Origin of the sequence: Brevibacillus laterosporus LMG 15441 (assembly GCF_000219535.2) — a bacterium.
GTDB classification, from domain to species: domain Bacteria; phylum Bacillota; class Bacilli; order Brevibacillales; family Brevibacillaceae; genus Brevibacillus_B; species Brevibacillus_B halotolerans.
Genome location: NZ_CP007807.1, coordinates 1 through 18,571, shown reverse-complemented (window position 1 = coordinate 18,571; position 18,571 = coordinate 1). Strand labels below are relative to the sequence as shown.

18 protein-coding genes are annotated in these 18,571 nt (G+C 40.6%); 8 read left to right on the top strand and 10 right to left on the bottom strand.

The window, feature by feature from the left end; genetic code table 11:
• The first annotated feature begins 20 nt into the window (after positions 1-20).
• Both BRLA_RS22645 and BRLA_RS22640 read left to right on the top strand, forming a co-directional pair.
• Positions 21-740 carry a 3-ketoacyl-ACP reductase gene (locus BRLA_RS22645; protein ID WP_003338819.1) on the top strand — a complete coding sequence of 240 codons (720 nt, stop codon included), beginning with the start codon at positions 21-23 and terminating at the stop codon, positions 738-740.
• 145 nt (positions 741-885) lie between these two features.
• Positions 886-2,244: a TrkH family potassium uptake protein gene (locus tag BRLA_RS22640; protein ID WP_003338818.1), complete on the top strand. Its 1,359-nt coding sequence runs from the start codon at positions 886-888 to the stop codon at positions 2,242-2,244.
• A gap of 74 nt (positions 2,245-2,318) precedes the next feature.
• Here BRLA_RS22640 and BRLA_RS22635 read toward each other — a convergent pair whose 3' ends face one another.
• Both BRLA_RS22635 and BRLA_RS22630 read right to left on the bottom strand, forming a co-directional pair.
• On the bottom strand, positions 2,319-4,028 hold the full coding sequence (locus tag BRLA_RS22635) for a DUF4179 domain-containing protein (protein ID WP_081870846.1): 1,710 nt from the start codon (positions 4,026-4,028) through the stop codon (positions 2,319-2,321).
• On the bottom strand, positions 4,025-4,579 hold the full coding sequence (locus tag BRLA_RS22630) for an RNA polymerase sigma factor (protein ID WP_003338816.1): 555 nt from the start codon (positions 4,577-4,579) through the stop codon (positions 4,025-4,027). Before BRLA_RS22630 ends, BRLA_RS22635 begins: the two co-directional genes overlap by 4 nt.
• Before the next feature lie 183 nt (positions 4,580-4,762).
• Between BRLA_RS22630 and BRLA_RS22625 the strand changes: the two genes are divergently transcribed.
• Complete coding sequence (locus BRLA_RS22625) at positions 4,763-5,434, top strand: O-methyltransferase (protein ID WP_041752789.1); 672 nt, start codon at positions 4,763-4,765, stop codon at positions 5,432-5,434.
• Positions 5,435-5,579: 145 nt separating this feature from the next.
• Here BRLA_RS22625 and BRLA_RS22620 read toward each other — a convergent pair whose 3' ends face one another.
• The 4 genes from BRLA_RS22620 to BRLA_RS22610 form a co-directional block, all read right to left on the bottom strand.
• A complete protein-coding gene (locus BRLA_RS22620) occupies positions 5,580-6,992 on the bottom strand; it encodes a hypothetical protein (protein WP_041752788.1) in 1,413 nt (470 codons plus the stop codon).
• Between the two features lie 250 nt (positions 6,993-7,242).
• The gene (locus BRLA_RS25105; protein ID WP_003338812.1) at positions 7,243-7,377 is read right to left on the bottom strand and encodes a hypothetical protein; all 135 of its coding nucleotides are present in this window, start codon (positions 7,375-7,377) and stop codon (positions 7,243-7,245) included.
• Between the two features lie 3 nt (positions 7,378-7,380).
• Entirely contained in the window at positions 7,381-8,679 is a 1,299-nt protein-coding gene (locus tag BRLA_RS22615) for a helix-turn-helix domain-containing protein (RefSeq protein ID WP_003338811.1), read from the bottom strand.
• 52 nt (positions 8,680-8,731) lie between these two features.
• Positions 8,732-8,971, bottom strand: coding sequence for a helix-turn-helix domain-containing protein (locus BRLA_RS22610; RefSeq protein ID WP_003338810.1), 240 nt, complete (start codon positions 8,969-8,971; stop codon positions 8,732-8,734).
• A gap of 224 nt (positions 8,972-9,195) precedes the next feature.
• On the opposite strand from BRLA_RS22610, the gene BRLA_RS22605 reads away from it, so the two are divergent.
• The 4 genes from BRLA_RS22605 (at position 9,196) to BRLA_RS22590 (ending at position 13,771) form a co-directional block, all read left to right on the top strand.
• Complete coding sequence (locus BRLA_RS22605) at positions 9,196-9,495, top strand: helix-turn-helix domain-containing protein (RefSeq protein WP_003338809.1); 300 nt, start codon at positions 9,196-9,198, stop codon at positions 9,493-9,495.
• A gap of 431 nt (positions 9,496-9,926) precedes the next feature.
• Positions 9,927-11,564, top strand: coding sequence for a pyridoxal phosphate-dependent decarboxylase family protein (locus tag BRLA_RS22600; protein ID WP_003338807.1), 1,638 nt, complete (start codon positions 9,927-9,929; stop codon positions 11,562-11,564).
• A 47-nt stretch (positions 11,565-11,611) separates the two neighbouring features.
• Complete coding sequence (locus BRLA_RS22595) at positions 11,612-12,784, top strand: pyridoxal phosphate-dependent aminotransferase (protein WP_003338806.1); 1,173 nt, start codon at positions 11,612-11,614, stop codon at positions 12,782-12,784.
• 102 nt (positions 12,785-12,886) lie between these two features.
• Positions 12,887-13,771, top strand: a complete 885-nt coding sequence (locus BRLA_RS22590) for an EamA family transporter (RefSeq protein WP_041752787.1) — start codon at positions 12,887-12,889, stop codon at positions 13,769-13,771.
• Between the two features lie 762 nt (positions 13,772-14,533).
• On the opposite strand, the gene BRLA_RS22585 is transcribed toward BRLA_RS22590, so the two are convergent.
• The 3 genes from BRLA_RS22585 to ytaF all read right to left on the bottom strand — a co-directional run bounded on the left by BRLA_RS22585 (position 14,534) and on the right by ytaF (position 16,668).
• Positions 14,534-15,247 carry an SDR family oxidoreductase gene (locus BRLA_RS22585; protein ID WP_003338803.1) on the bottom strand — a complete coding sequence of 238 codons (714 nt, stop codon included), beginning with the start codon at positions 15,245-15,247 and terminating at the stop codon, positions 14,534-14,536.
• Between the two features lie 215 nt (positions 15,248-15,462).
• Positions 15,463-15,795, bottom strand: coding sequence for a winged helix-turn-helix transcriptional regulator (locus tag BRLA_RS22580; protein WP_003338802.1), 333 nt, complete (start codon positions 15,793-15,795; stop codon positions 15,463-15,465).
• 240 nt (positions 15,796-16,035) lie between these two features.
• Positions 16,036-16,668, bottom strand: a complete 633-nt coding sequence (gene ytaF, locus BRLA_RS22575) for a sporulation membrane protein YtaF (protein WP_022584055.1) — start codon at positions 16,666-16,668, stop codon at positions 16,036-16,038.
• A 335-nt stretch (positions 16,669-17,003) separates the two neighbouring features.
• Between ytaF and BRLA_RS22570 the strand changes: the two genes are divergently transcribed.
• Positions 17,004-17,369 carry a helix-turn-helix domain-containing protein gene (locus tag BRLA_RS22570; protein WP_003338800.1) on the top strand — a complete coding sequence of 122 codons (366 nt, stop codon included), beginning with the start codon at positions 17,004-17,006 and terminating at the stop codon, positions 17,367-17,369.
• Positions 17,370-18,090: 721 nt separating this feature from the next.
• On the opposite strand, the gene BRLA_RS22565 is transcribed toward BRLA_RS22570, so the two are convergent.
• On the bottom strand, positions 18,091-18,321 hold the full coding sequence (locus BRLA_RS22565) for an aspartyl-phosphate phosphatase Spo0E family protein (RefSeq protein WP_003338796.1): 231 nt from the start codon (positions 18,319-18,321) through the stop codon (positions 18,091-18,093).
• Positions 18,322-18,571 lie beyond the last annotated feature (250 nt).

The window sequence follows — 18,571 nt, the reverse complement described above, 5'->3', positions numbered from 1 at the left end:
AAAATGGGAGGATTGCCGACATGGATTTTAAAGGAAAAAAAGCGTTAATTACCGGAGCAGGAAAAGGAATTGGACGTGCGATTGCCGTCGCTTTGGCAAAAGAAGGAACCCATCTAGGTTTGGTCGCCCGCACAGAATCTGATCTACAGGAGTTAGCTACTGAGCTTGCCAAAATCTATGGTGTTACAGTTCATATTGCAACTGCTGATATTTCAAAACGCAGTGATGTGGAAGCCGCGTATGCCAAAATGAAAGCAGAGCTTGGTTCTATAGATATCCTGATCAATAATGCTGGTACTGCTACTTTCGGTACAGTTACAGACATGGACCCAGCAGAGTGGGAACGCATCGTTGCTGTGAATTTGTTTGGAACCTACTACATGACATATGCGGCATTGCCTGATATGATCGCTCAAAACAGCGGAAATATCATCAATGTAGCTTCTACTGCTGGAGAACGCGGTTTTGCGACAGGCTCTGCGTATTGTGCTTCTAAATTCGCCGTAATGGGCTTTACAGAATCCCTATTGCAAGAGGTGCGCAAACACAACATTCGCGTCACAGCGCTAACTCCAAGTACTGTCAACACCGAGCTAGCTGTTAATGCCGGTCTAAAAATCGGTGCAGAGGATCACATGATGCAGCCAGAGGATGTAGCAGAGCTAGCCTTAGCCACCCTGCGCTTGCCTGAGCGTGTCTTTATTAAAACATCTGGAATTTGGACCACGAATCCACAATAATTATAGAGATTTGTTCATCAAAAGAAGCCCTTTTTGTCTGTTAAAAAGAGGGCTTCTTTTTTTTGCACCTGTTAAAAACTCGTTTTGCTTGTTACAATGTTTTTCGGTAGAATTACCTGTATTACTTACTCAGGAGGTAAGCGAGTTGCTGCTCTCTTATAAAAAACGGCGCTTAAGCTCCGTACAAATTATTGTCATGTTTTATCTTAGCAGTGTTATCCTCGCTGCATTACTTCTCTGGTTACCCATCTTTCACCAGCCTGGCGTATCTATATCTTTTGTAGATTCTTTATTTACGGCAGCCAGTGCGATTAGCGTAACGGGTCTAACCGTCATCCAAATTAGTGAAGTGTTTAATCAGAGCGGAATTATTTTACTCACCTTGTTCTTTCAAATAGGTGGAATCGGCATTATGACCTTAGGTACCTTTTTGTGGATGATGCTTGGACAACGAATCGGCTTAGAACAAAGAAAATGGATTGCTACGGACCACAATCGTCCCACTCTATCGGGATTGGTCAAACTAACGCGAAGTATTTTATTGCTCACCATCTTAATTGAGCTAATCGGTACGCTATTGCTAGGCAGTTATTTCTTTTGGACTGGCTATCAGACTGATTGGTATACCGCCTACTATTATGGCTACTTTGTTTCCATTAGTGCATTTACCAATGCTGGATTCGATATCTTTGGTAATTCCCTGCTCAGCTTCTCGGGGGATTATTTTGTCCAAAGCATCAATATGATCCTCATCATCTGTGGAGCGATCGGGTTTCCTGTGCTGATAGAACTGGTCAGCTACGCAACTCATCGACAAGGTCAATATCGCTTTACGTTTTCCTTATTCACAAAGGTAACAACCTTGACTTTCTTCACACTAATCGTGGTTGGGACACTGCTCTTTTACTTTTTTGAAAAGAATGCCTTTTTACAGGATAAAACCTGGCATGAGGCACTTTTTTACTCCCTGTTCCAATCTGTTTCTACACGAAGCGGCGGTTTAGCCACGATGGATATCGGCTTACTGTCCACCCCTACCCTTGTCATGCTATCCGGCATGATGTTTATCGGGGCTTCTCCAAGCAGTGTGGGGGGCGGGATTCGGACAACTACGTTTTTCGTTCTAATTGCGACCATATATACTTATATGCGTGGACAAAAGGATGTAAAAGTATTTGGTCGTGAGCTAGTCCAAGAAGATGTCATCAAATCGTTTATGGTGTTCTTTGTCGCAATCATCATGGTGTTCACGGCAGTTATTTTCATGGTGTGGTTCGAGGACCTGTCGATGCAGGCCATTTTATTTGAAGTCTGTTCGGCCTTTGGTACAACTGGCTTGTCGATGGGAATTACTTCAGAATTAAGTACACCTGGTAAGCTCATTCTCATCATCATGATGGTGATTGGACGGATTGGGATTATCAACCTATTACTATTCTTAAAAAAAGATGCCCCGTCTGTTCGTTATCATTATCCAAAAGAGCGGATGATTATTGGTCAATAGGAAGAGGAAAAGGCGCTTGAAAGGAGCGCCTTTTTTTGTCGTGCGATATCTTTGAAGCTAAACATTTCATTGTTCTATTTCCCCACCTGTATCGGTACCTCCCACTCCACATTTCGATCCTCTTTTATTTTACGCTTATAAGTAATGGTTAGCTCCTTAGGCAATTTTTCTAGCTGTTGAATTCTCAATTCCCCATTCATTACAGCATTGCCATTTGAATTTCTACCTACTCCTCTGTCAAATATAGCAATATACGTATTGCCTTTTTCGTCTTTTACCTCCCACTCATCTACATAGACAATATCCTTCGCCAAAATTCCCTCCATCACAATACTGGTCTCTGTATATGTTTCTTTTGTACTCTGATTCTTGGCCTCGTACTTCACATCCTTAAAAATGAAGAGACTTCCCTGATCTTCTACTTTAACTGGCTTGGTAGATAATTGCTCAAGATTAAGCTTTGTACTGACCTCAACAGGTTCAACCTTATAAATAGAGTGTAAGGTAAACATCATTTTCTTATCCTTTGGTAACGGATAGGAATTGGCTAAAAGCCTTAAATGCTGATCCTTTGTGGTCACATAAAAGCGATTTACTTGATTTTTAAAAATGTTAACAGGATTTTTTTCTGTTTCATCTAGAAACGGGTTATGACGAACATCATTTCTTTTGAAAGAGCTTTGATTGAATTCACTCCATGTGAAAAGTCGTTGATCATAATCACTCCATCCAGCGAGAACCGTTCCCTGTTCATCAACCAATTGATAGCTAAACCTATCATGGTAGGCTCCTTTTGGAATATTGGTATCAATTACGAGTTGTGTGGAGCTAGGAGCAAAGCTAATCTCTCTAAGATGAAAGGAGATGCCTTGGGGACTCGTATATCGCTTATTAATAGCTACTGTTTTTGTGGCCGCTTTTGCTTTCGACAGGTCTAGTGGAATTTCTACCTTCCAGTTGCCTGTTGTATTGCCTATTTTTTTTGTGCTAATTTCAATCATTAGTTCGTTCGGTATTTTTTGAGCTTCATAGAAAATGGGAGTAAGATCTCGACTTAACAATACCAAATTAGCACCAAGTCGCTGCTTTCTTGGAAAACTGGATGCTTCCCCATCTGCTTCATAGATTCTCCCAGCTTTATCTTTTATCTGAAAATGAACATCCTTCATGAGAGCCAATCCTTCAGAGGTCTCTCCCCTTTCTCCTTCAATCGAGGTGATTAGTTCAATCTTTCTCGTATCGGCAAACACTTCTTTTACTTCTAATGTAATTCCCTGATCCGTCGACTTTGCATTTAGTTGTTTCATCCATTCTTTTTGATTATTATGTATCTCTTGATCGATGCGATGATTCATCAACACAGTCGTGTCTTCGGAATGAAGGCTAGCATACAAACCGTTCACATAGATGGCAAGCGGCGAAAATATCACTGGACCGATTAAAACAACTACGGTTAACCCAGCTACAAGAAGGGAGGTTTTTTTCAAGATGCCTATTCCCCTTTTTCGCCGATGCATCTCTTCTTGGCGATTAACATATTGCTTTCGTTTTAATGCATAAATGGGATAAGGCGGAAGCTTTGCAACAAGCTCGTGAGCCACTATTCTTGTATCTATTGTTTGTTCAGCTCTATCGTTGTTTGTTTCCAATTGATCCACATACTCTATGAATTGTTGCTGACAATGCTTACAGTTTTGTAGATGTCCATCTACTTGATTGCTTTTAGCTAAAGATAGTTCATTACTTAGATAAGCATCTAACTCTTCTGTGCTCAGACATTTCATTGGCGAGAGTCTCCCCTCTTCGCTATTTTTTCAATTGATTCCCGAAGCTTCATTTTTCCTCGTGACAGACGCATGCGGATGGTACTGATGGGAACCGATAGCTTTTTACTGATCTCCTCATAGCTTAAATACTGAAAGTAGCGCATGTCCAATACCTTTCTATACTTCTCCTCCAGTGTCAGCATCCTCTGCCTTACGAACAATCGTTGTTCTTTTTCCAGATACTCCTCCTCCGGTGTATGCCTATCAACCAGCATGATTTCCGCTTGGACTACCGACGGTGTGCGCTTCTGTTTTCGTAGCTCATCAAGACAATGATTGACAGCAATACGGTACAGCCATGCGGAAAAATCATAATTTGATCTATATTCGGATAAATGGTAGTAGGCTTTAATAAAAATCTCCTGAACGATATCCTGATGATTTTGCGAGTGACCTAGCATTTTTTTCAAGATAAAAAATACCTTTGTTTGATGTCTATCAATGAGCTCTGCGTATGCTTCTTTATTGCCTTGAAGAACCTGCTCAATGATTTTTTTGTCGTCCTGCATTCCGTACCTCCAATCTTCAAAGATGTTCTGGACAATCCTGATCTTTTGCTTATTCACTTATATTCGACGAACCATTCAAAAAAAAATCTCTTTTTATGCGTTTTATTTTTCATCCTGTATTACACTAGAAGCAGATTCAAGATAAAGAAATTGCTGTTATCAGATTAAAGGAGGATGATTGACATGCAAGCACCTAACAAATGGGCTGAGGTTGATCAGTATTTCAACAGTATGCTACTTCCGTCTGATCCAATTCTAGAAGGAGTTCTCCAAGCAAATGCTAATTCCGGCATGCCTGCCATTGATGTCGCACCAAACCAAGGGAAGTTCTTATACCTGCTAGCCAAAATAAGAGGGGCAAAGAAGATTTTAGAAATAGGGACACTTGGTGGGTACAGCAGTATCTGGCTTGCTCGTGCCTTGCCAGAAGATGGCCAGCTTATTTCCTTAGAATATGAGCAAGCATTCGCTCAGGTCGCGAAAGAGAATATAAAAAAAGCGGGGCTCGCTGAAAAAGTAACCATTCTTGTAGGCCCTGCACTAGAAACACTCCCGACCCTTCAAGAAAAAGGGCTGACGGGCTTCGATATGATTTTTATTGATGCCGATAAACAAAACAACCCCCATTATTTACAATGGGCTATAAAGCTTTGCAATCCAGGGGCAATTATTCTGGGAGATAATGTGGTACGTAATGGAGAAGTGATCGATCCCGAGAATGGAGATGACCGTATTCAGGGTATTCGGCAATTCTTTGATCTGCTAGCTGCTGAGCCCCGGATTGAAGCAACGGCTATCCAAACCGTGGGGAGCAAAGGTTATGACGGCTTCGCTCTTGGTGTCGTAAAAGGATAGCGAAAAATCTATTGATAAACCAAAGAAAAGCACTCCTGATAAAAGGAGTGCTTTCCAAATGAAAAACAAGAATTAACCACCTACGCCATGTTCATAGGGAACTACAGAATGCTCTGCTTTAGCTATTTCTACATCTGCTACTTGACTAAACATTCCAAAAGCCATTACTAGCGATAGCAAAAATCCCCTCATCCTTTCTCACCTCCTCCAACAATTTTTTATACTCTCTTTTTTGTTGTTCTGTGGCGTGATATCTATATGCTTCAAAAAGTGTTACACATTGGATGAACTTCTTCTGATTATTCATCACGATGGACAAATCCAGACAGCGGAGAGTATCTATTATTCCACTTTCAAACCGTTCATTTTGAAAATGGTAAATAGCCAGATCATATCGAAACCGGAGATGTCGATCTACACAAATGGAATCATGGGAATGTTCAAAGGTACGTATTTCTGCCGAAAATTTCTCTAATAGATGATCTATTAAAAAACCATGCTGGTTGGCTGATTTCATAATTGTTACTACGCCGGATAATATTTCCGTAGGGTGATCCTCAAGGAAGGCAATGTAGTCAGCGAGAACACTTGTATTTCCCATGAGCATGTCTAATGTATACATGTTTGCGGTAGCCCACAGATTGAATTTTTCGACCTCTTCTTGTCCAGAATCGTCTAGCAGTTCAAACCAGCTAAGATCAGCGTAGCCAGAGACATATTCCTTGGCTTGTTCGTAATGCCCTTGTTTTTCCAGAGACACTGCCTTTAACAGATATCCCTGTCCATAATAAACGACCAAATGACGCTCGGTTTTAAGTGGCTGATAGTATCGATTATTCTTAAGCTTGGAAAGTTCCTTTTGGTAAACCAGAGTAGCTAATTTCCTTAGTTCATCTCCGTACTTCTCCACTTCTTTCCACTTATGTAATGTAAAGCATACATTAGCTAGCTGTAGAAGTGCATCCAACTGATGACGCTCAGACAATCTTTTGCGATAAGCTTCAAATCGGATAACAGCCTTCCAATTTTCCTCCATATCGGTTTCCTGCAAGGAACGAAATAAACGATAGTGACTCATAATAAATCGGTCTGAATAGCTGTCCTTTTCATTATCAATCACTAACTGATAAAAGTAGATTGATTCGTCCTGCCTCCCATGTTGAAATAGCTGTTCGGCTACATAAAAAAGGATTTCGATGTTTTTACGTTGCTCCAATAAGGCTGAGACAACGGGCTGAATGCAGTCATGTCTGCCCAGCTCGGCACATCTAATCAGATAGGGACATACTCTTCTCCTAGATACTCTTCCCTTTGGAAAGCATTCATCAATATACAAGTCATACAGCCAGCCAGGAGGCTCATGAAATACATTTGCAATGGAATCTAATTGTGCAACCGTTAATGCCCTGCCAGGATTTCCATTCAAAAAACCACTTAGATGCCCATTATTGATATGGGATAACTCACTTAATTTACTCAGAGTGTAGTCATGTAATTGGAGACGATGTTCAATTTCCTTACGTATGGATCGCGCCCTAACATGATTACGATCAATCATGTAACCACTCCTTTTAAGCAATCGTATCTATTTGTAGCTAAAGCTGTACCTCCTGTAGACCTCGTAAATTCGATCGGACTATCTTCGGCCTTAGATAGCTGGAAACGGCCGCTCTTTTCTACTTAGGTTTCCGTACAGCCTATCCTCATAACCGAAACGTCCATCTGCTACTACCCTTTTTACACAGGAGCGCTTTTCTGGCAAACGCTCCTGTGTTTCGCTGGTTTACAGCTTTACAAAATGCAGGATTTTAATACCCTGGATCATAATCAGATGGTTGAACCTGAAGGCTTGTCCCGCTTGGTGTAGGAACCACTGAATCAGTAAGTGTGACCGTTACAAGCATTGTTACAGACATCAGAAGCATACCTATTACTTTTTTCATAGATTACGCACCCCTACTCTGATAGTTTTCAGAAACAATCTGTTGATACACACGTTGCAATTGTTCGATTTGCTTTACCGTTATAGCCTTGGAGCAAGCTACAAAATGAGCCAAGATATCATTGATGCATTCATTCATTTCAAAAAAAGCATTTAGTTTTGCATAGACCAGTAGACTCTTGCTGTAACTCTCAAATCCCTCATCCACATAGCCTGCCTTCATTTGATGAAATCCTTTGAACCGATAATATTTCCCTACCGATAAATGCTTGTACGGTGTTTGCAGGTTCACATACAGCCACTCTTTTTCTTGATGAAATAACTCTTCGCAGGCTTTCACATTATTAATGGTAAGGAAAATATCCAGAAGCTCATTTACCACATGAATTTTAGAAGACGGACTGCTTGTGTCTAAACACTCTTTGAGTAATGGGATAGCAACTTGATACTCTTGTCGCCTTGCGTGTAAAATCGCTCTTGTTAGTAAGGTTGCCTCAGTTACAAAAGAATAAGGAAGCTGTTGAAATTGCTCTAGGTGCCGCTCTACAGCTTTGTATCGCCCTAATCGTGAAAGGGAATTAATCATAGCTAGATAGCCTCTCGCTTTTAATTCACTACTGCCCTGATCCTCTCGAATCCCTGCTTTACTAAGGGCGATACATTTTTCGTACTTCTTTAATGCATAGGCTTGCAGGGCCAATTTGTAAAGGAAATCAATCCTTTCCTCCTGCGCCAAAAATACAATGTAATGCAACACCTCCTCTCCCATTTGAAAGGATTCTCCCAGCTTCTTTAAATCCTGCCGCTGCACCAAATAAATTTGCAACAGACCTTTAGCTAGATATTTCTGCATTCCTCTTTCCCTAGCGTAGCTTACGATGAGATTGAATAAAGTGAGACGGCTAGGAAGGTCATTAACCAAACGGGAGCACTCATACAGCTTTTCCATGAGCTCGTAACTATCCTCAGTTGGCAGTTGAATAAAACGCAGCGCTACTTTTTTAATCAGTGGGGTTTGTCGTAATGAAATGGATTTGGAGAGCAAATCAAGTAAAATCTTAGGGCGTCGTTCCACTTCTGCATAATAGCCAATGACTTCTTCCCACGGAATCTGTAGGGAAATAGCTAGCGGTTTAATGGTTCGCCATTCGGGTTTGCGGGTTTCCCCACACTCTATTTTTGATATCACCCCCTTGCTGACTCCTGTCATTTTGGATAGCTGTGACAGGCTTAAATTCTTGTCCTGTCTGCGTTTTCTCATTCCTTCCCCAAACGTTTGGTATTGGAAAGCCAATCCTTTCATCCATTCCCCACCTTTGTAGCTTCTACCGTTATTTCTAACGATTCTTTCGCTCTCAAGCTGTTTTAGATTGGTTCATAGATTTTATAACTGAATCCGTTAGTTTATCATCAAAAAAAATGCCTGGTTCAACGTCTAATACATTTGCAATAATCTGCAAGCGTTCTACATCAAGCCTCACCTGCCCGCACGTAATATGTCTGTATCCTTGTAATGAAAGACCTAATATCTTTGCCAAATGCGTCTTAGTGATTCCTTTTGCCCGCCTGATTCTCTCGACATTCTGATGAACCATATGTAGCACCTCGCATTCCAATTTTTAGGAGCCTATAGCTATATCATAATAACGTAACACGTTACTGTCAATGCTCTTTTTTCTTCACTTTCTCAAATTCCGTTAATAAACTATCTTCATTCGTTAGTTGCTGATATTATTTTTTTAAAGAGGTGACGAGAATGCCATTGATCGGTCAACGAATCAAAGAGCTGCGGAAACAGAAAAAATGGACGCAGCAGTAATTGGCTGCTCGTGTAAACGTCTCAGCACAAGTCATTTCTAACTGGGAGAGAGCTTACACGAATCCCAATCATGATGATATTTATCGACTCGCTACATCCTTGGACGTTTCTGCTGACTACATGCTATTTGGCAGCAAGCATACTAGGCTTGTTAAGGAAGCTTCTAGTCCCTATTCCGATTTTGAAGCCTTATATTTATCCGAATTAGAACAGCTATCAGAGGAAGATAGAAAAAAGGTGCTGGAACACATCCGTTACCTGCGCTATCTGGCAAATCAACAACAGGATCACGACAAATAGCTCGCATGTTATATGCGGGCTTTTTTATTTTCAAAGATGCCCTAGGCTTATTCCGCCTCTTTTTATCGTTGCTATTCTATAAGACCTGCTTGATACTCCTCATAAACAAACATAAACAAAAATTCAGAAGAGTTTAACAAAAATAAATTCATTTCATTATGACTAAATACAAATATCGACAAATTAGCCTATTTCAGGTTATATTATAAGCAATATAATTTCAAAAAGTATGATCATTTGCTATTTATTGAAATTATATGCATAGCACAATGCAAGATTTCGTTCTTTCATCTGAGCATAGGAGGGATACGACATAAGATAACAGCCTTTATACAGACAAAAAAATCGCTTACGATCTCCCTTGAGTCAAAATCTAAATGGTTGATGTATAAATCACAAGAAAGTTAGCAGTTCTTACTGGAGGTTTCGAAATGATCAAAAACATAAAGCCAGAAACAGAATTTTTACTGCCATCCGAAGATAATATAGAGACATTTTTCAATAAAACAGCCCTCCTTCAAAAACAGCTTCAGGCTAAAAATCATCTAAATCCGAAATTTTCTGCCCAAACCTTTCATTATAAGGAAGATCTAGAAAAAAGCTATATGCCGGAAACGGGAAAACATACAGAAGAGGTCTTTCATAGCCTTTCTGAAATGTTTGAAGGCAGTATTCGTCCGCACTCCCCCTATTCGCTCTTTAATATGGTACCCTCACCCTTGTTAGATACTGTAGCAGCGACAACAATGACGCAATTATATAATTCCAATAGTTTAATGGATGCCTTTGGTGGCAAAACAATATTATTTGAACAGCGCATAGCAAGAGCCATTGGCCGTTTAGTAGGCTGGGAGCAAGCACATGGTATTTCTTGTAATGGTGGAAAATTAACACTTTTCTACGCGATCAAATCAGCCATTTCCAAAATCGCTCCTGAATCAAGACGTGAAGGGATTCCCAATGATCTCGTGGTCCTAACAAATGAAGGCGCACATTATTGTGTTGAGCATGTTTGTTCCATACTTGGTTTAGGAGCGGATCAATGCATCCGTATTGGTACTACAGAGGATTGGCGCATGGATGTAACGAAGCTAAAACAGGTTCTGCACGAGCAGCTCGCTAAAGGAAAGCGAATTGCCGCCGTTGTATGTTGCGGTGGAACCACGATTAACTTCGCTTGTGATGATACGAATGAGGTATATCAGTGTGTTGAGCAGGTATTTGCAGAAACGAAGCAAACCTATTTTCCCTATTTTCATTTAGATAGCGTTATTGGCTGGCTGTGGTTTACTTTTATGGGAGTAAGGGATAACGAATGGGAACAAAAAATCGAAAATGCTGAAATTCGCCGCAAAATTAAGCGAGTAGTAGAAAAGGTAAAAGGTGTTTCTCGATTTGATTCGTTTGGTGTCGATATGCACAAAAATGGTTTGTGCCCCTATTCAACAAGTTTTTTTGTTTCCAAAACGGATGAATGCTTTAACCATTTAAATGAAGGCTCCTATAGCTATGGAGAATCCGACTATGAATTCGGTAACTTCCGCGCCTATCGCTATACCATCGAAAATTCTCGTCCTGCTAATGGGATCGCCGCCGCTTGGGTGGCAATGAACCGGTTAGGAAGAGTGGGATTTCAGGAATATTTAGTCCAGCTACATACGTTACATATGAAATGTAAGGATGCGCTTGAAAAAGTAAGCGGTATCTCTGTCATTAATGATGCCTCTTTAGGATGGGAGCTTGTGTTTCAGATTGCCTTTAATCGGATTCGCTTACATTCCTCCCACTTCGATACAAGCGAAATTGCGAAAACATTCATTCAATACTGTTGGAATGAAACCAATAAAGGGCATGAGGTTCCATTAATTAGTATTGTACCAGAATTTAAAGTGAATCCAGACGATAGCATGAAGACTGCATTTTTACTTTATCCAATGTCATTATTTTCAGAGGATCATATCTCAGAGATAGTCAGTAAATTAGCCGCCTGCATCTATGAATTTGAAATGAAAGTGATCTCAGGAGAAATTGAAGTGGAAAATCGTCTCCTAGAAAAACCAATCCGCTAATTCTTTTATCAGGAAGGTTAAAAAATGATCGGGAAAGGAGCCTTTACATGGCAAGAACCTATATCCAAACCCTGCCAGAGGATGCATTTAGCTTTATTGAGGAGCAATTACAAAGGCAAACACGCCCTGTTATTAACTTAGCCATCGGGAATCCAGATGGTTCCCCCAATCCAGAATTGATGGAAAAGCTGAAGGAATATATCTCAAATTCCAGTTATCATGGCTATGGTGATTTTACTCCAGACGTCGGGAAAAAGCTAAAAAAGGCGGCTGCCGCTTATTACGCACGCCGATTCAAAGTCAGCTTATGTGATGAAACAGAGGTTTTAGATGTATTGGGGACAAAAGAAGGAATTTATTATCTACTGTCTGCTCTATTAGATGAAGGAGACAGCGTCCTCGTCCCCTCCCCTTCTTACAGCGTTTATACGAATTGTTTACATTTAGTAGGCGGAGTTCCTATTTATTTTCCATGTGAAAAAGAAACCTTTATACCAGATTTATCACAGATCTCTCAGGAAGATTTGCAAAAAGCCAAGGTGATGGTCCTTTGCTCACCTGGGAATCCAACAGCAACTGTGTTATCGAAAGAGTTTTTGGCAGAAGCCATTGCTCTGGCAAAGGAATTTAATTTTGTGATCATCCATGATTTAGCCTATGCTGAAATCTCTTATGATGGTGCTGAGGTTCCTAGTATTCTTTCTTTACCGGGAGGCAGGGATGTCGCTGTTGAGCTATATAGCTTAAGTAAATCTTGCAATGTAGCAGGATGGCGTATTGGCTTTGCTGTAGGAAATAAACACGTATTGCAGGGGCTGCGAACTATGAAATTCAATGTTGATTTTGGAATGTTCCTACCCTTCCAATGTGTGGCCATAGATGCGCTGGAGCAGATGGAATACTACGCATCTGAGCAGATGAAACGCTATCAGGAGCGCATGGATTATTTTGTCCCAGAGCTGCAAAAGTTAGGCTGGGAGGTTAAAAAGTCACCTGCATCCTTCTTTCTTTGGACAAAGATTCCTCGCGAGTATGAAGAAATGGGCGATCGGAATTTCGTAAGCTATCTCTTAGACCAAGCAGGCATTCTCCTTTCACCCGGCAGTGGATTTGGTGCTGGCGGTACAGGATATGTGCGTATTGCACTGGTTAAGGACATCGAGGTGCTACAAGAGGTAATTGCACGTCTGCAACGGCTAAAAGTAAGCGCAGCAACATAAGAAGGCTGACGCGGACGAGCACAGCACCACTTAGCTAGTCCTTGGCGTGGAAAATTTTTTCAGCTTAAATCCTAAAATCATTCATTTACACGGAGGCTCGATTTGTTTCGTTATTCCTTTTTAGTGTTAGCAGGAGCTTGTAGCATTGGGGTATTAGCCATATTTGTAAAGTTTGCCTATCAGATGGGCTTTACACTAGGCGAGGTAATTGGCAGCCAATATGTAACCGGCTGGCTCTTATTGCTTGTCCTGACCTTATTATTTTTTCGCCAGAGCGTTCCACTGAAAAAAGCGATTGCGTTATTTTTTGCGGGTACATCAGCCAGCTTCACCGGCATTTGTTATTATGCTGCATTGCAAACCATCCCCGCTTCTATCGGCATTGTTTTGCTTTTTCAATTTGTCTGGATCGGCATCATTATTGAAGCCATCTCTACCAGGACCTTACCGTCAAAAGAAAAAATGATTTCTGTGCTATTCTTGCTAGCCGGTACTGCTCTTTCCGGCGGCTTACTGGAGCAATCCATTCAAAGTCTGGAAATAAGCGGTATCCTCCTTGGATTATTGTCTGCCGTTTCTTTTGCTTGTTATCTGTTTGTAAGCGGAAAAGTAGCCGTGGAGGTTCCGCCTTTTCCTCGAAGTGTATTCCTGATAGCTGGCGCATTAGCGCTTATACTCATCGTTTTCCCGCCAACCTTTCTCTACGACGGAGCGTTGGAAAAAGGTCTATGGAAATATGCACTAGCCTTAGGAACCTTTAGTATTGTGATTCCTTCGATTGCTTTTTCCATCGGGATTCCAAAAATCGGCTCGGGACTGGCTACGATTTTAGCGACAGCCGAATTACCCGTTACCGTTATTTTATCTGTGCTGATTTTAAAAGAAGCGGTCTCTGCATCACAATGGATAGGCGTGGGCTTTATTTTTATCGGCATTGCCCTTCCACAGCTAGCTCACTTTACAGCTCGTGCCAGATCAAGCATGTAAGCCCACGCCTGGGACGAAAACGAAAGCTGGTTATAAGACAGCCCCATTAGAGAAGGGCAAAGAACTACCACCAACCCTATTACAAAAAACGCCTGAGAGACCCGTTTCTGTGGTTCAAAAGCCTATATCTGCTGACCAACAATATAAGCAACTCCTTTTGAAGCATGATGGCGGAACCCCAATATGAATAAACATATACTTGGAATATGGGAGGTGGAGAAGGAAGGGAGTAACAAAATAGCTACTGTATATTTTTGGGGAAATATTGAAATATACATAGGTTTTAATCCCTGACTAAGCCATGATAATAGAAATAGTGATTATTTTATTAGGATTATTGTTAGGACTCTTCTTCTTCTTTAGAGGAGCTTTCATTCAGAACAAACGTTATATTGTATTCTCAGCAGTTTTATTTATATGTTGGATTACATACTTATACTATTTTATCCAAGATCAACTGTCTTTGCTTGATTTAATAGGCGCGTAGTATTGGGGAATAATATAAAAATCGCACAGCAATCGTCATTCAGAACCTCACACTAGAATTGACGATTGCTGTGTTCCTTATTAAACGAATTAATAGCTACCTTGGCACAGAAGGAGTATCATCAATTTTTATACCAATTGTTTTTCCAAACTTTTTTGTATTCACTTTTACTAACACTATTTTCATCTGTAATCAACTAATCTTTAGCTTTTTTAAATGCTGTTCTTTCTCATAGATAAGCATGCTTTATGCCTCTACGAGAAGGGGTTTTTCGGTTATAGAAGAATATGTCCGCCTTCAATATGCAAAGTGGTCCCCGTAACAAAATCATTGTGGAGCAAATACATCACTCCCTGTGCTACATCTACTGGTTGACCGATCCGTTTGACTGGGAGCTTGCTTGCCACAGCTTCATAAAAGCTATTTCGTGCTTCTTGAGGCATTTTACTGCGTGACGGCGTATCAATGATACCTGGAGAGACGATATTCACACGCACAGGTGATAATTCTAAGGCTAACGTTTGCCCTAGATTGGAAACGGCTGCGTTAACAGCTCCAAGGGTAGCCGATCCAATCATAGATTTATAGGCAACCACTCCGGAAAATAAGGTGATGGAACCATTTGTGGCTATGTGAGGTGTTCCATATTTAGCGGCGTAGTATTGCCCCCAAAATTTATGATCAAACAACTGCCGTGCTTGATCTACGTCCATTTCAAGAAATGAACCTCCAGAGGTTTCAGCAGCAGTAATGACTAAATGGTCAAGCGTACCTATCTGCTGGAAAAAGGATTGAACCTGCTTCTCTTGGGTAATATCCAGCGTATAGGTTGTTACCTTACCGCCCAGCTTTGTTTTAGCCTTCTGTAGCTTCTCCTCAGAACGGCTGGCAATGACAACATCAGCTCCTTCTGCTAGCGCTAGCTTAGCCGTTTCTAATCCTATTCCAGAGCTTCCGCCAATAACCACAACTTTTTTACCTTTCAACATGCTGTCACTCCTCCTTTTCAAAACATTTTGTGTCCGAGATCATTGTAGTTCCAAACATTTCTGATTTGAAGAAGTGATATTTCATTCACAAAGTTACATTTTGGTAAGTTTTTGATGTAGCAAGGTATAGAAGCGTACTATTTTTTTAATGCAAAGTCTTTAGATAACAAAAAAGAACCCCAAAGGTCCTTTTTCTTAATAAAATGTATCGGATTTTACAGAGTTAATCCAAATCGCTTCAGCTCAATGAAAATGCCTTCTAATTGTTTCCCTTTATCCGTTAGCGTATATTCCACACGTGGAGGAACTTCTGGGTACACCTTTCTTACCACTATCCCTTGTATCTCCAGTTCCTTGAGACGAAGCGATAATGTTTTGGGACTAATGCCATCCGTTGATTTGATAAGATCGCTAAATCTCATCGTTCCCTGAATAAGCAGATCTCGAATGATTAAAAAAGTCCATTTCGTACCAATTATGTCGAGTGTTTTGGCAATGGGACAGATTTCTCCTGGCGTTCCCTTCGTTAGTACAATAGGCTCTACCATACTCACGCATCTCCTCCTGTAACATGATTCGATTGATTTACTGCATCTTATCACATTAATATCCTTTCGTACCTATAGGCTAGAAATATTTACTTTCCAAAAGAAAGTAGGTGTATATGATGCTCCCTCTCTTGTTCATCATGTTTTTTCAACATACGAAACTGCATCGACTATCCATAGCAAAAAGCAACTGCTGTGCCGTAAGCAGTTGCTTTTCTTGTCAAACATGTTGGGTAAAAGCTACAACAAAGTGTTAGCCGCGATCACCAAAAGCATCACTCCACTTATGATGGTGCCGAATTGACCTAAGGTAAAAGAAGCAATCCGAACTGATGCTACTTTTTTTCCTAAGGCAACTCCTGCCCAGACCGTGATGAAGCTACCTATCGCGGCAGTTATCGAAATCGCATGCGGAGATAAGCCCATTAGCCCTGCACTTAACCCATTGGTAACAGCATTTGCAGCAAGGGCTATTCCCAAAATAAACGCTTCCCCCACACCAATTTCTCCTGATTTGTCTAAGTCCACCTCTTCAGGATTTTCCAGGATGCCCTTGATGCTTTTGGTGTTCGCTCTACCTTCGCTTGATACTGCCAAAGCCAGTTTTTTACCGGGAAATGCCAATAAGATAATCCGTACGCCAATGACGAATAATAACAGAGCCCCTATTAGAACGGGAAGTATTCCAGGTAATATAGCTGACAGGAGCTGACCGAAATAAATCCCAATTTCACTCAAAAGAAAGCATATACAAGCAATGACACAGTTGGAAAGAAAGCCGATCCGAATATTGCGTATTCCATACGATATTCCGACACCAAGATTATCGAGACTCGATGAAACAGCAAATCCTAGTATGAGAAGCCAATTCATTTTTAATTCCACTCCTAAACATTGTTTTTTGTATTGTATTAGGAATGTTGATAAAAAGTGCCATTTTGTTACATACCTGTTGATAAAAAATCAACACTGTTTGTTTCTTTTCGCTTTATAATAATATTCCATGCTTATCACGTTCACGAATAATCATGCTTTGACCTTTTGACACGCTCCAAAAAAACAACTGGATTGCATCTAAAAGCTTGTATCTATTCAAATAACGTAACTCGTTTCTTTAATTGTTATTTTTTGTCACCCTCTCAATTATCGTTAGTAAACTACCTAAATGCGTTAGTTCTTGCTATTATTTGGGTAAAGAGGTGACAAGAATGCCAACGATCGGACTACGAATCAAAGCTCTACGAAAACAGAAGAAGTGGACGCAGCAGGAGTTGGCTGCACGTGTAAATGTTTCATCACAAGTGATTTCTAACTGGGAAAGATCCTATACAAATCCCAATCATGATGATATTTCCCGTCTAGCAGAAGCGCTGGAGGTATCTGCGGATTGCATTCTTTTTGACAACAGACGCCCCGGTCTAGTCAAAGAAACGGCCAGCCCTTATTCTGCATTTGAAGCACTATTTCTATCTGAATTGGATAAGCTTTCGGAAGAGGATAAACAAAAAGCACTAGAGCATGTCCGTTTTCTAGCATATCTAGCAGAACAAAAACAGAAAAATCATGACGAGTAGGCTCGTAGACTAGTTACGGGCCTTTTGCTTCACCAGTCGTTACTACGGGTCATACAAAATACCCATGATGATGTGTTACCCATCTTTTGTTCCAGAATTTTCTGATATATAATAGGGATGTAAATTTTTATCGTACTGATAAGCTGTTACTTCTGGCTTATCATCTACCTCCGTGTGTTGCTAAAGCTAGGATTCGGAAAAAACGATAACAAGTATGCGACTGCGGTAACTATTCGTACTGGTATTTCATTGGCTAAACTTATAGGAACTTGAGAAATGGTTGGGGGCTGTGTGGTCGTCAGCATAACGCTTGCCAACGTAAAAGGGTGGGCGCCGGCTAAATTGGCATGGATCATTGCGGATTTTGTTTGACAAGTAACTGTTTGGAGCGTGAGAAAGGCGCCCATATGGTTTGGTTTCGATTTGCAGTGATGGTTCCAAAATAAATATAGATTGTCTCGCCTCCTATGGTAGACTTGCAGTTTTTTGCCAACGCAGGAGTGCCTTCTAGATATCTTCTGCACAAAAGATTGACATTCCTCTTGATTTGCTTGCTGGTTGCTGCCTCGTACTGGGCTTCATTTTTACCGCTTGAGTACGGCATCCACAGCTTCTGCCCGTTGGCCGAAGCCGCACAAGATCGCGTGTACGTACAAACTAGACAAAGCAATAGCAAGCTTGATACGTGCTATAGGAACCGTAGACATTTGAACAGGCAACATTAGTGTTTATAGGATTTTATCCTTTTTTGCATATGGACAATATACTCATCTAGCTGTTGGCTCATCTCTAACACTGCGAGGCTTGAGAAAGTACCTTCTTTGCAAACAAGCTCGACTAATTTTTTCCTGAGATTCTCCGTATCCGTGTGGAGCTCATCTTCAGTCTGATAGCTTTGAATACGTTTCCCTGATAAGGGATTACTAGATTTGATAGGAGCAGAGAATTTCACATTCGTTCTAACCGTTCTTTTCCTATGGTAGAGTAGAACGTCCTCTACCTTTTTGATGTCTTTAATATCAACCTCCTCCTTTTTAGATCAAATGTCTTATTTACACTATAACCTATTATTCCAAAAAACCCATTTTGAAAAATACTGTAAAAATAACCTATTTTACCCATTTTTTAACATAAAAAATTTTTTACCGATATATTCCTAGAACTCTTCTTTGGTTACATACAAAAAAAAAGCACCCTTCCTG

Coding starts and splice junctions, on each gene's coding strand:
- BRLA_RS22645 (WP_003338819.1), top strand. CDS start 21: ATGGATTTTAAAGGAAAAAAAGCGTTAATTACCGGAGCAGGAAAAGGA.
- BRLA_RS22635 (WP_081870846.1), bottom strand. CDS start 4,028: ATGAAATGTCTGAGCACAGAAGAGTTAGATGCTTATCTAAGTAATGAA.
- BRLA_RS22630 (WP_003338816.1), bottom strand. CDS start 4,579: ATGCAGGACGACAAAAAAATCATTGAGCAGGTTCTTCAAGGCAATAAA.
- BRLA_RS22625 (WP_041752789.1), top strand. CDS start 4,763: ATGCAAGCACCTAACAAATGGGCTGAGGTTGATCAGTATTTCAACAGT.
- BRLA_RS22620 (WP_041752788.1), bottom strand. CDS start 6,992: ATGATTGATCGTAATCATGTTAGGGCGCGATCCATACGTAAGGAAATT.
- BRLA_RS25105 (WP_003338812.1), bottom strand. CDS start 7,377: ATGAAAAAAGTAATAGGTATGCTTCTGATGTCTGTAACAATGCTTGTA.
- BRLA_RS22615 (WP_003338811.1), bottom strand. CDS start 8,679: ATGAAAGGATTGGCTTTCCAATACCAAACGTTTGGGGAAGGAATGAGA.
- BRLA_RS22610 (WP_003338810.1), bottom strand. CDS start 8,971: ATGGTTCATCAGAATGTCGAGAGAATCAGGCGGGCAAAAGGAATCACT.
- BRLA_RS22600 (WP_003338807.1), top strand. CDS start 9,927: ATGATCAAAAACATAAAGCCAGAAACAGAATTTTTACTGCCATCCGAA.
- BRLA_RS22595 (WP_003338806.1), top strand. CDS start 11,612: ATGGCAAGAACCTATATCCAAACCCTGCCAGAGGATGCATTTAGCTTT.
- BRLA_RS22585 (WP_003338803.1), bottom strand. CDS start 15,247: ATGTTGAAAGGTAAAAAAGTTGTGGTTATTGGCGGAAGCTCTGGAATA.
- BRLA_RS22580 (WP_003338802.1), bottom strand. CDS start 15,795: ATGGTAGAGCCTATTGTACTAACGAAGGGAACGCCAGGAGAAATCTGT.
- ytaF (WP_022584055.1), bottom strand. CDS start 16,668: ATGAATTGGCTTCTCATACTAGGATTTGCTGTTTCATCGAGTCTCGAT.
- BRLA_RS22570 (WP_003338800.1), top strand. CDS start 17,004: ATGCCAACGATCGGACTACGAATCAAAGCTCTACGAAAACAGAAGAAG.